We start from the raw sequence: 11929 nt of genomic DNA, 5'->3' as shown, positions 1-11929 counted from the left end.
TCTATTTTTCACTTGCTTTTTGGATTTTCGCATTGCATGTTTCGCATACTACTAACGTTTTCCTACGCTTTTTGAGCATAAGTTTTTCCCATTCGTTCTCACCCTTTAAAAGTGTGAGTTTACGCACGTGATGCATCACTACATTGCCAGTTTGGCCGCATAGTTCGCAACATGAAGTTTTAAGTCTGTCAACAAGAGTTGGCTCAGGAAGCCAACAAGTATTTGGCAGATTGTCCACATCGGGAAAATCGTTGATAGTCTGGCGCTTAAAGCCTTGGTTGTATAACACTACACATTTCTCTTTGCCATTCTTATCCTTGTAGGGAATCACAAAGTCCTTATCTTTTCGGTATTTCTTTATTACCTTACTGATAGTACTATTGTGCTTGTTGGCAAGGGTTTTGTATAGGCTAAACCTCATTGCATAGCCAAATCCGCTTCCTACCGCAGCTATATTGTTGGCAATAGAGAAATAATTGTAGAAACCTCTGATTTCAAGATTATATTGCATCAAGATTTCTTCTTCCTTCTTGCCTACTAAATATCCACGAGATTCGGGCCACCATAATCTTCTTCCTTGAATGTCCTTGATTCTTATGGCCTTTAGAGCCAAAAGTTTCTTTTCGACACTATCGGGAGAGAGTGATATGACAACCTTCCCTTGGAAAGACCTACGGGTGAAGCCAAGGCTATTTCTTCGTAGCGTATCTGACTTTTGGACTGAGATTTCAAATCCGAGAAATTTAGCATGTTCATGCGAATGAGTGATTAAGGTCTTTTCATCGGAAAGTTCCAACTTAAGTTTATCACGCATGTATATCGTGATGTCCTCTTTCATCTTCTTGCAATCTTCTTTACTGCCAATTACTCCGATTAGGAAATCGTCTGCATAACGAACATATTTCATTCGTTTGTAGTTTTCATCCATTGCCATGTTGTACGGAATTGTAACCATTTTGGCTTTCAATGCTTGGATTTCGTCCATTAGTTGTTGTCTAACAGATTCGTCCATTTCGCTTTTAAGCTTGCGTTTCAGTGCATTACGTTTGTTGCAGAAACGGTTATATTCGGGGTTGACCCTCCTACCTTTTCCAGTGTTGAAGTTTTCGGCATATTCCTTGATATACTTATCGAACTGGTCAAGATAAATGTTTGCCAAAATTGGGCTAACGATTCCACCTTGGGGTGTTCCCGAGTACGTCTTGTGATATGTCCATTTCTCCATATAGCCAGCATTGAGGAACTTGCGGATTAGTCGTAGAAAGCGTTCGTCACTAATTCTCAGTTTGAGAATATCGATGAGTACGTTATGGTCAATATTATCAAAGAAACCTTTTATGTCTCCTTCGATAAACCATTTCGCACCAGTGAAGTGTTTTTGGATGTCATCCATTGCAGTATGGCAACTCTTGAAAGGTCTAAAGCCGTGAGAAGTGCATTCAAAGTGCCCTTCATATATGGCTTCAAGAAGCATTCTTGTTACCTCTTGCACAAGTTTATCCTCAAAGGACGGAATACCAAGAGGACGGAGTTTTCCGTTTTTCTTTGGTATATACGTTCTTCTTGCCGGAACTGGTTGGTAAGTCTCGTTTTTGAGGCTTTCGATGAGTCTTTCTATTCTTTGAGTTGACATTTGGTCTATAGTTTTGCCATCTGCCCCAGGTGTCATATTGCCTGGCTTTGCATATATGCGCTGATAAGCAATATAGAACATCTGTTCATTGAATAGATTCCGATACAGCCTTTCGAACTTGTAATCCGAAACTTTGCTGTGAACGATTAGATTGTTTAATACTTGCTCTGGATTTCTCATAATGTCTCTCACATTATCCTTTGTTTGTATTAAGTTATTAACTGCTCTCCTTCGCCATGTGCAAGGCTTTCCCTTGCTCGAACTACTACGAGAGCTCCGTTACCATGTCGGGTATTCAGAACCTATAATTCATAGCCTTTCGGCATCCCGATTTAGGTAATCCCAGTTTAGTTACGTAATAACTATTAGCACGATAGATTTTCGGATGCGACTTTCGTCTTTTTCTACTTATTGCAGTGTGTCGTAACCGATTCTTTTACCACTCAGACTAATGCTTTGAATGAGGGTGTTACGATACGTCGTTTGTAATTGCCTTCCGACGCAGCCACAGCGTATGCCACTTGACTATCGTTTAACCAATCCAGGTTTCATCCTTGTATCTATCTTTCTACATCACCCCTCAGTAGCAACATGGCAATTAGTTGACTTAGGGTTTTACTGACATGCTACACTCCCCATCGGGTTTCCCCTACGGATAAGTCAGTTGGTAGTAGGTGATTCGAATCCTCACCTAATCTCTTGCCAAAGAGATATTTATTACGCAGCCAATACTGGCGCACACATCATAGCGTTCATGCCATTATATTCTCGTCCGTTCAGGTTTTTCGGCCATTGCAACGCACCTTCAGTAAACCAGGGCTTTTTCCATCCGTCTTTGCCCGACAGCGACTGAATACGCTCAATCATCATATCGGCAAACAGGTCGAGTGCCTTGTCTTCGGCACTCGGACCTTCCTTAGCATAAGGCTTTCCCATAGTCAATTAACCATTATAGGGCTGCGGAACATATTCGCTCATTTCAGACACTCGGCAGGAGAAGTCCAGTTTGTCATTGAAGACACTGACAGACAATGCCCCTTTGATGTTCGCTTTCACGCCTGGTTGCAGCCATGCCTCGCATTTGCCATCGAATAGGAAGAAACTTACCCAGATGTATTCAAATCCGTCCTGTACTTTCTCTGCGCTGAAAGCGGAGAACTGGCAGTACGGCACACCATTCTTGTCCGTCTTGTCCTCAATGCTCTTGCCCACCTTGCCGCGGAACTCCATCACGCCCTTGATGCAGTCCTCTGCCTCGTCAGGCTGGTGGCTGATGCTGCTTGCCGACAGGTTGAAATAAAGGACATCGCCCCATTTTCTTGGTACCAATACACCGGCTACCTCAATGCGTTCGCCGATGTTGCAGCTGCCCACCTCCGTCAGTGTCCCATCTTTGATGACCGACACCTCGATGGTCTTGTTAATCCCGCTCTTCGCTGGAATGACTACGTTCATGGCAAAGCTCACGAATGCCTTGCCCTCCTTGTTCGTGCGGCAGGTCGCAGCCTTGCTGACCGTTCCGCACACTGTTACATTACATTTGATCATTGCTCGATACTATTTGAATTATACATATCCATCGTCCAAGTGAAATGTCTTAGCAATGACAATAATCTCTTTTCAATCATCATATACTAGCGCACGTATCAGTTCATAGACTATCCACGCTGCTATGATAAGTTGGAAGCCGAGATAGATGATGGCCACGGTCTGACCGAAAAGCCATTGGGTAAGCATGAAGTGTCCTGCCACAGCTACCATACCCACCAGCAATGTACACAGATGACTTGCTATCCTTTTCATTTCCTTTGCAGATTTTGTTGTTGACTCTCAGCCTCCATCCCTTGCTCGAAGTTCTGCGAAGCCTGCTGTGTCGCCACGATGCCTGTCACCATTCCCGCAATCTTCGTCCGTTTGCTTTCTTCCGACAGATTGGCATTGCCCAAAATGAGCGACAGGCGGTTCATCTCCGAGGAGGTCAGTTCACGGTCAATCTTCACCGTACCGCTCTCTGCATGAAGCACAGTCTTGCCGTTCTCACCCACAGTAATGGTGCATTGCCTCATGCCTGGAACAAGCGAGGTCAAATCTACGAGCCGGTTGGCTGCCATGGCAGAGATAAGTCCTTTTTGTCGTTCCTCATCATTGCTGTCAATCTGCGCTGCCAACATCATCAGCGACATGAAGGTGGTCATCGCCATGTCGAGTATAGGGTCATTCGTTCCCGAAATGCCCACGCCGCTGTCCTCCGAGGAAAGGATTTTCTTCATCCAGTCCTCCGACGAAACCTTCTGCTCCTGTGGCGCATTGCTCTTGTATTTTGCCAACAGGTCATTGCCGTTATGCAGGGCCTGTAGCTTGATGTTGCCTTTCTGTCCGATTTCTGCCAGATAAGCGGCTGGATCCATATCCCTTTTTGAGCCGTCAGCCGATACACTCTTCACTCCGAAATGCAGATGCTCGCCAGTGGTTCTGGTGCCGGTATTTCCCGACACCCCCAACTTCTGACTGGCATTAACCACGTCACCTACCTTTACTGCTATGTCAGACAGATGCAGGTAGGAGCATTGCACCTTGCTGCCATCCTCACGGCTGTATTCCACGGTGACGGATTTCCCTCCTGCCGTGTTCGCATTATGGTTCACCGCCACCACCTTGCCGCCGTTCTCCGTGGCCAACACCGCCTCATGGTTCGTCTTGATGTCAATGCCCTTGTGCATCTGCTGCTTGGTGGCATCCATCGGATCCTGGCGATTGCCGAAAGGCGAGGTGATGAAGAGAAACTCCTCTCGCTCCACAGGAAAGGAACACCCGGCAGACTGCGGTACATGGGCAGCAGGCATTTCTCTACGAGGATTATTCTCCACCCCGAACGACCGACCTTCTGCCCGCATCTCAGCCATCACCTCACTGTCATACTTGTCCAGTCCGTTGGCTTCAATGATGCGCTGCAGACTTGCAGCATAACCGCCGCCCGTGGCATAGCCGGCACGCTCAATGCCCTTCGTCCATCCCTTGTAGTCGTCAGGCGACAGCGTGAAGCACTGCGCATAACGCTTGTTCTGCTTCAGGAACTGCGAGTGATGCTCATAACTGTCACCCACGCTTTTGTACTTACAGAATTTCTCGTTGGGCCTATCATCCGTATAGACTCCATACTCTCCGCCATTCTTCAACCACGATGCCGTAGCCTTGATGCCAAAGTGGTTGTTGCATTCGCGCGACAGTTGGCTCTGTCCGTTGCTGCTCTCCAGTATGGCTTGCGCCAAGATGACGGAGGCAGGAATCCCATACATCCGCATCTGTTCTTTGGCTTCCTCCGCATATTGTGCGGCATACGCTGCGTTCTTTCCCATAAGCCTATCTCCTTAGACTGGTGTGTTGTTCTGTTTCTTGACTTTCCTGTGCCATCTGCTTTCCTGTCTCTTTTCCAGGTGACACCATCTCCGTAATTCCACGCTTCGATGATGTTGTCTGCTTCGGCATTTCCAACTGGTCACAGATGGCCACCCGTTCACCAGCACGAATGAGCTTCGGCAGATAGGTGTCGAGGGCATGATATGGGAATCCTGCCATTGCCAACGGCTTGCCTTCATCATCCTTGCGCCCATTGCTCTTTGTCAGCGTAATACCCAATATTTTGGATGCCTTCACCGCATCATCCTTGTAGGTCTCATAGAAGTCACCGCAGCGAAACAAAAGAATGGCATCAGGATGCTTCTTCTTCAAGTCAAGATATTGTTGGACAAGGGGAGAGACAGCAGCCTTGACAGCCTTTTCATCCTTCTTTTCTTCTTTCTTTTCCTCTTGTTTCTTCTCTTCCCTTTGTTCAGAGCTTTTATCTTCCTTAAGTACCACTTCCTTCTGTTCATCATGCTTATCGACAATTGCCGTCTCCGCTTGCTTCACCTCCGTCGCTTCTTCCTGCTTCTCTTGTGTACTTTGCTCGACATTGTTGTCTTTCTGCAATACATCAGCAAACAGCGAGGCGGCAAGGTTCTGCTTGTAGGAATCCCTGTCAGGAGCCACCCACAATCGTTGCCATTGTGACGGACTGACACTTCTCGGCTGCAACTTCTTGCCGTCAATAGTGGCTGCACACAGGCATTCGCCCGATTTGGCACGGAATACTGCCACACGCTGGATGCGGTTCAAATCAACCTCCTGCTCATTACCTCCGAAGATGTCCACCTTCAGGTCGGGTTTCGCCTCTGCCATAGCATAATACTTCTGTGCCAGTTCCTCACGCACACGCTCGATGTTGTCCATCGACTGCTTCAAGGTGGTGAAGAAATGATTGAGGTCTCCTTTGTCGGGATAGACGGCAAAGCCCTCCTTACCTTCGGGCTTGATGTACAATGCCCACCGCTCCTTGTCATCCTTTACCAACTGCACATTGTCGAAACCGATGTCACGGCTGTGGGTTACGGCCTCAGAAGCATCCAACGAGGATAGGTCTTCGATAGACCAGTTGCGCAGTCTTGATACCGTGATTTTCTTGTCGGCGAAATAACTGTCGTCGGGACGGAAGCCCAAGGCTCCGTCGGGATTGTAGAAACGCACGTTGTCATAACCCTCTTTCTGCAAGGCATTGGTGAAGCGTTGCTTGTTCATGCCCTTGATCTCGTTGTTCACCTCCAACGATGCACCCTGTGGCAGCACCACATCGGCGGTCTTGCTGGCATCATCACGCACGATGACCACAGTACGCTGCTCCTCGTTGGGATGCTGCTTGATTTCGTCTGCTACGAAGTAGTGGTTGGGCAACTGCACCTGTATCTGCGCCGTCTCTCGCTGATGCTGGTCGGTGGCATACTCCACCTTTTCACCCAGTTCGGCTTTCTTCAACACCTTCAGCGCACCGTTCACCTCACTCTCGATGGCATCAATCAGACAAGGGTCTTCCTTCAGTTCCCTCGTCCAATAGTCCACCATGCTAAGGCTGTCCTTTGACAGACGGGCAGGCAGTCCCAGTTCGAGCATCTTCACGCCCGAAGCTATCTCAGTGATGAGTCGTTCCTTCTTCACGGCATCCTCCGACGGGGCTTTGCCGTTCTTCATGACCATGCCCTCACGTGCCAACCGCTGCTGATGACCGGTGGCAGACACCAACTGACGCATCATCTCCTGTACATAGTCATTGTAGTGCTCGAAGTCACGCTGCCGTGGCAGGTAGATGACATCCTTCTCGGTGTCGTAGTGCGCCACACCCGTGCCGTCCTGACGTACATTCACGAGGTTGTCCTTCATCTTCTGAAGGAATCCGTTGACGCACCCATGCAGCTGCTTGTCCTCCTTGTCGCCATAACCTCTATCCTCCACCGTGCCATCCTTCTTCAATGCCGTAGTGTAGGCTGTTTCGTTAGCCATAGGCAGTAGCGTCTGGTCGATATTGAACAGCACACGGATCTCACGGTTTTTCACTCCCTTGTACTGCTGTTTGTCCTGTTCCGACAGTTCTGCGTATGCCTCCTTGGTGATGACATCGTCGGGATTGTTGCGGTTGACGTACTTATTCCAATTGTAATACAGGAACGGCACACCTTTCTCATGCTCCCTCACGCTCTCACCCCGTGCCTTCGCTTCGGAGAACTGCGTAAACAGATTGCTCTTGCAACCCTTGGCATCGGAGTCAAGGGCAAGGACAAGGGCATTGAACGGACTGACCGAAAAGCCCTTGGGATAGAGCTTCGGATAGAGTTTGCCGCTTGCATTCAACCAATGTCCCTTGGCATCCACCGCACTCGTCAGTGCCTCAGTGAGCAGCGACACCTGCTTCTCCGCCGTCCGCTTCTCAAATTCTGATTTCTCTTTCATGCTTTTATCTTTTTGTTTATCTCAATCACATTCTATAATTGGCTTACCAAGCCACCGTTCCCGACAATTTTGTTGTCGGGCTTCACTGTATTCCCCTCGGTCGCACCACGCTCTCCCGTGCCTGCTCTTCGTACTGCATTGCTGCCATCTGTCGCATCTGGTCGTTCTTGGCAAGTATGGCGTTAGCCAATGTATTCAGCGGCAATGCCCCCGACTGATGCGCCCCAATCACACTGTCAGGCAGTTGAATGGTACAAGGCACATGGTCAATGTTGGCAACGAGACACCGCCCTTGCAGCATCGGGTTGCTGATACGAGGATTGAGTGGTTCATCAGGATATTGGCGGTACTGAATGCGAGATGCAGCAGGACTAACTGTAGGTGCAATGCCTTCCTGCTGTTTCCTGCCCAGCACCTCATGTCCCGCTTTGTTGAGCAGATTGGCACCTCCCATACCCATCAACAGCATCTTCAGTATAGGATTCTTCACGAACATTCCAGCCACGATAGAGGCCAAAGGAAGGAGGCTATTGTCCATATTCAGCGATTTTGTCTTGCCAGTGAACAGTCCCACCAGTACATCGGGCAGCATCGCCAACACATAACCAAGGTTCTTGCCGATGTCTGAAAAGCCGTTCAGTCCAAAACTCTGCAACAGCCCGTCCCATCCATTTTCGTTTGTTTGTAAGGCTGTTTCCTCCTGCTGGACTACAGATGGTGTTGCCTCTTCAGTCGATGAATCAGGAGTTTCTTTCGGTTCTGCCTTCTTCTCCTTCTCAGCCTCTGCATCCAGTCTCGCCTTAACCTCCAGATACTCGTCTTCCTGTCCAGGCGCAACTATCAAGGGCACATCCTTGTACTTGCCTGTACGTTTGGTTGCTTCGTTTCTCTGAGGGTCAAGGAACGTACCTTTGTTCCAAGGAAAAGAGGTCTGCTCGGTTTGTTTCGTCCAATCCATAAAAGTGATATTGCTCGTGGGAATCTTGTTCTTGAAATGGCTGTTGGTAGCCTTGATATAGCTGTTCTCGTGGTTCTTGATGACTTTTGCCTGTTTGCGGAATGAGGCGAAGACGTTGGTGCCCGTACCGAAAACTCCCTTGCTGATACACTCCTCGACACAGACCTCTTGGCTGCTACCTTTCTTGCTTAGGTGCTCCATGCCGACATTCATCACCATATCGATACCGACAAACTTGGCGAAGGTTGCCCATGAGCCAATCCCTCCCATGGCCACGACATCGGCACCCGCTCCGGCTGCCCATCCCGCTGCCTTCTCTGTTCGAGAGGGCTTATAGGCTGCCTCTCCTTTGGCTTCTATCTCTGCGGCAAGGGGTGACTTGTTCAGTTCGTAGGGCAGACCGAACAGACTGCTTTGTGCCGCCTTGCGGATGATATAGTCGGCAGAAGATGTTGGCATACGGTCTTTCACCATTTTTTCTATCATCAGCTGCTCCATGCGGTGATCGATATAGGCGTATGCCAAATCACAACCGAGTTGTTTAGAGAGTGCATCGTACCGCTCTCGTCCTATCTCCGTCACCACCGCCTTGCGCCATTCCTCAGCCATCACGGCAAGGTCACGCTGCATATCCTTGTTGCCGACAATAGCCTCCTTGCACATCGCCAGATAGTCTTCGGTGGTCTTGCTGTTCCACTTGCCTGTAATCTTCAGCGTGGCGTATGGGTCATCACCAGGCATATTGGCAGTGGCCAATGAGCGTAGGATGCCAGCCGTACTGTTGGAGTAGGCTCGCATCTCGTCTGCCTGTCTGTTGGACAAGTCCCGTTGCACCCTGCCCATCACGGGGGCAAGGTGACACCCGAAGTAGTCGCCCATCAGACGCTCTATCTCTGCGAATCGCTGACTGTTCTTAACTGCCATATACCTTGTTTATATATTATACTGCTGTAATATCTGTTCCTTTGTCTGCTCGATGGCATTGTGATATATCTCCATCTGCTTAGGATAGTGTTCCTCCAACCATGCGTCCTTGTCCACTTGGCAGTGGATGAACTGCACGGCCATACGTTCCTCAATCTCCACGGAGGGTTCCCCCTCTTCCTTACCATTGAACCATGCCTTTGTCCACCATCTCACGCCAGCCCGGTCGGGATAGACGCTCACTATCCTCGGAATGTCGAAGCTCTGGATATCCACGTCCAAGTCGGCAAGAGGGTCGATGATGCCGTCATGCGTCAGGGCTTGCTCTTGGAGTTTTTTTTTAACACCTCGTCCATCGTGGAGAGATATACCTGATGTCGCATGGCAAGATAGTTGAGAAAGTCGGCAATGAGCAGGTTCTGCACCTTAGTCGCCAAAGGCATACAGCGGTTGCCGATGCCCAAGGGATTAGCCATGCTCGGCATGGTCTCGTAGAAATAATGCTTGCTCGCTCCCAACGAGAAGATGTTTCTCAACGACTGCTCCGTATGTTCGGGCAGAGAGTATGCTCCTTGTTGAAGGTCCTCGAAGTAGGAGGGAAGGAAGCGGAGCATCAATGCCTCTATCTCCTGACGGTCGGTGTCGTAGGGTGAAGGGATGTTCATGTCCAGTTCATTGATGCCCATTTGGGAATTGTGCTCCAATGCCTTGATATTGCCGTAGAGCATGGTGAGGAACTCCAACGGATTGATTTCCTCTCCGTCAAACCTCACCTCCATGTGCAGCAGGTCGCCACTGATGGCGATGGTCTGACCGGCCTTGACGCTTTGGGAGAAGTTGGCGAAGACATTGGAGAGATGCCTGTAAGTCACTTCGTATTTGCCGTAGCGGATGGTCTGGTAGATGCCATGCTCCGCGTCCGACCCAATGGCAGAGACGGTTCCCGTTGCCACCGCCGACAGCAGGTAATGGTTCACTGAGAAGTCTATGCCGTGATGGAAGAATGTTTCTCCCGTCACGGGATTTTTCTGCTCTCCGTAACCCAAGGACATCTGCACGTCCTGCTTTATAGGCTCCTCAAACGGCATACAGTAGCCGCTCGATGAGCGCAGTATCATTTCTTCTGTATATCTCATATCACTGTATATTGGTTATCGTTTCATCCCTCTGCTTTGGGTCTCTGCTTCTTTCATGTTCTGCCCATGTGAAGACGTACCGCCTCTGTTAGGCAGAGTTTGCGCCACCTTAGAATTGTTCCCGATGATCATCGCTCCAAGCAGGGCACCCGCAATCTTGCTCATCCAACCAAAGCGTCCGAATACCATGAAGGCGGCAGCCACCAGTCCGACGATGCTCATACCCGACACGTTGCCCTTGCCGATATTGCCAAAGAGATTGCCTATCATGTCGCATCCTACGCCTCCGAACATATTCCTAAAGAAATCACTGATGCCGCTGAACTGGGTGTCCATCTTTCCGGCTACAGTGTTCACCGCATCAACGGCTTCACCAGCCTTGCCCGTCAGACGTTGCACATCGTTGGCGGTTTGTGCCACCGCTTCCGTGGCATTCTCGCCGATGACAGCATCACCTACGATGCGTGCCACGCTCTTGTCTGTGGTCAGCTTCTCCCATGTCACATAGCCTGCGGCACTACCCACTGCGGCCGTCTGCATAGCCTTGCCGGCTCCCATAAGGGTGCGTTGCGGGTGGAGTGCCGCACTGCCTAAGGTCTTTCCAGTTACTCCGATGACATGGCCAGTACCTCGTGCCGCCTTGCCACCATATTTCAATAATGAACTCCAAAATCCCATATCTTATCGTTTTTTAATCACGGTTTGACTTCGTCTTCTTCTGTCACGACTCGGCATAGCTCGAACAAGTTCGGCTCTGCTCTCGCTGCTCCATCAGTTTACGTTCTTGCCCACCTGCTTCCACCGCCTCTTGGCAGCCGCTGCTATCTCGGCTTTGTTCGCTTTGGTGGGTCTTGCCCCTTCGTCTATCTCCATCCAAACATCGCCCATGGTGGTGTATTTCACCGCCCTCGTCAGTCGCTTCAACTGCTTGTTCATCTTCTTCAGTTTGGGTCGGATGCCGAAGACTATCTCCACACGCTCCTTCTCGGTCATCTTGTTGCCCGACAGGCATACCGTGCGTATGTCATTAACTATCTCGATGCTGTTCATAATCAGCTCGCGGTATATCTTGTTGCGCTTGGCTGACAGGGCTACGGCAAGTCCGTTGGCAGGATGGGCATCCAACTGCGCCACCAATCCACCCATATTGTCCACCAACTGACCTATCTCGTGATAGAAACCATATATCTGTGCGGCATAGCTGACGATGGAACGGAAGGAGTCCAGATAGTTGTTGAACTCCCGCTGCAGGTCGGTAGTGGCTTCCACTTCCTCCTTGGTCCAGATATGGCCGGTGGATTGTAGCAGCATCACTTTCTCCTGATTCTTCAGTTCTTTCTCCGCCTTGTTGGTGTACATCAGAATCATCCCCGCAAGAGTCGGGTCGTTCTGCGCCCGCACTCCTGCAAAAGATGATATAAACATAAAAATGGCAATTGATATGAAATACTTCATGACTGA

Annotated in this window: 10 protein-coding genes and 1 pseudogene; all 11 read right to left on the bottom strand. The window is 49.6% G+C overall.

What is annotated here, in order from left to right:
• Position 1 precedes the first annotated feature (1 nt).
• Complete coding sequence (locus AB3G73_RS12545) at positions 2-1813, bottom strand: reverse transcriptase domain-containing protein (protein ID WP_367745089.1); 1812 nt, start codon at positions 1811-1813, stop codon at positions 2-4.
• A gap of 561 nt (positions 1814-2374) precedes the next feature.
• Positions 2375-2569, bottom strand: a pseudogene (locus AB3G73_RS12540) (ArdC family protein); the annotation flags it as partial.
• A gap of 6 nt (positions 2570-2575) precedes the next feature.
• Entirely contained in the window at positions 2576-3181 is a 606-nt protein-coding gene (locus AB3G73_RS12535) for a hypothetical protein (protein ID WP_005816265.1), read from the bottom strand.
• A gap of 72 nt (positions 3182-3253) precedes the next feature.
• Positions 3254-3436, bottom strand: a complete 183-nt coding sequence (locus AB3G73_RS12530) for a hypothetical protein (protein ID WP_005816263.1) — start codon at positions 3434-3436, stop codon at positions 3254-3256.
• Positions 3433-4989 (bottom strand): glucosaminidase domain-containing protein, encoded by a 1557-nt coding sequence (locus AB3G73_RS12525; RefSeq protein WP_367745087.1) that lies wholly within the window; start codon positions 4987-4989, stop codon positions 3433-3435. Before AB3G73_RS12525 ends, AB3G73_RS12530 begins: the two co-directional genes overlap by 4 nt.
• 4 nt (positions 4990-4993) lie before the next feature.
• A complete protein-coding gene (locus AB3G73_RS12520; RefSeq protein WP_005816257.1) occupies positions 4994-7450 on the bottom strand; it encodes a zincin-like metallopeptidase domain-containing protein in 2457 nt (818 codons plus the stop codon).
• Positions 7451-7532: 82 nt separating this feature from the next.
• Positions 7533-9332 carry a hypothetical protein gene (locus tag AB3G73_RS12515; protein ID WP_005816255.1) on the bottom strand — a complete coding sequence of 600 codons (1800 nt, stop codon included), beginning with the start codon at positions 9330-9332 and terminating at the stop codon, positions 7533-7535.
• Between the two features lie 9 nt (positions 9333-9341).
• Positions 9342-9614 (bottom strand): hypothetical protein, encoded by a 273-nt coding sequence (locus AB3G73_RS12510; protein WP_007897422.1) that lies wholly within the window; start codon positions 9612-9614, stop codon positions 9342-9344.
• 32 nt (positions 9615-9646) lie between these two features.
• Complete coding sequence (locus tag AB3G73_RS12505; RefSeq protein ID WP_005816253.1) at positions 9647-10468, bottom strand: M23 family metallopeptidase; 822 nt, start codon at positions 10466-10468, stop codon at positions 9647-9649.
• A gap of 15 nt (positions 10469-10483) precedes the next feature.
• On the bottom strand, positions 10484-11146 hold the full coding sequence (locus tag AB3G73_RS12500) for a hypothetical protein (protein ID WP_005816251.1): 663 nt from the start codon (positions 11144-11146) through the stop codon (positions 10484-10486).
• A 93-nt stretch (positions 11147-11239) separates the two neighbouring features.
• The gene (locus tag AB3G73_RS12495) at positions 11240-11923 is read right to left on the bottom strand and encodes a hypothetical protein (protein ID WP_005816248.1); all 684 of its coding nucleotides are present in this window, start codon (positions 11921-11923) and stop codon (positions 11240-11242) included.
• Between the last annotated feature and the right edge of the window lie 6 nt (positions 11924-11929).

This window comes from Bacteroides sp. L008 (assembly GCF_040812255.1).
GTDB lineage: Bacteria > Bacteroidota > Bacteroidia > Bacteroidales > Bacteroidaceae > Bacteroides > Bacteroides vicugnae.
The sequence above is the reverse complement of the archived record's forward strand: the minus strand, read 5'-3'. Positions and strand labels throughout refer to the sequence as shown.

Coding starts and splice junctions, on each gene's coding strand:
- AB3G73_RS12525 (WP_367745087.1), bottom strand. CDS start 4,989: ATGGGAAAGAACGCAGCGTATGCCGCACAATATGCGGAGGAAGCCAAA.
- AB3G73_RS12515 (WP_005816255.1), bottom strand. CDS start 9,332: ATGGCAGTTAAGAACAGTCAGCGATTCGCAGAGATAGAGCGTCTGATG.
- AB3G73_RS12520 (WP_005816257.1), bottom strand. CDS start 7,450: ATGAAAGAGAAATCAGAATTTGAGAAGCGGACGGCGGAGAAGCAGGTG.
- AB3G73_RS12505 (WP_005816253.1), bottom strand. CDS start 10,468: ATGAGATATACAGAAGAAATGATACTGCGCTCATCGAGCGGCTACTGT.
- AB3G73_RS12530 (WP_005816263.1), bottom strand. CDS start 3,436: ATGAAAAGGATAGCAAGTCATCTGTGTACATTGCTGGTGGGTATGGTA.
- AB3G73_RS12535 (WP_005816265.1), bottom strand. CDS start 3,181: ATGATCAAATGTAATGTAACAGTGTGCGGAACGGTCAGCAAGGCTGCG.
- AB3G73_RS12495 (WP_005816248.1), bottom strand. CDS start 11,923: ATGAAGTATTTCATATCAATTGCCATTTTTATGTTTATATCATCTTTT.
- AB3G73_RS12500 (WP_005816251.1), bottom strand. CDS start 11,146: ATGGGATTTTGGAGTTCATTATTGAAATATGGTGGCAAGGCGGCACGA.
- AB3G73_RS12545 (WP_367745089.1), bottom strand. CDS start 1,813: ATGAGAAATCCAGAGCAAGTATTAAACAATCTAATCGTTCACAGCAAA.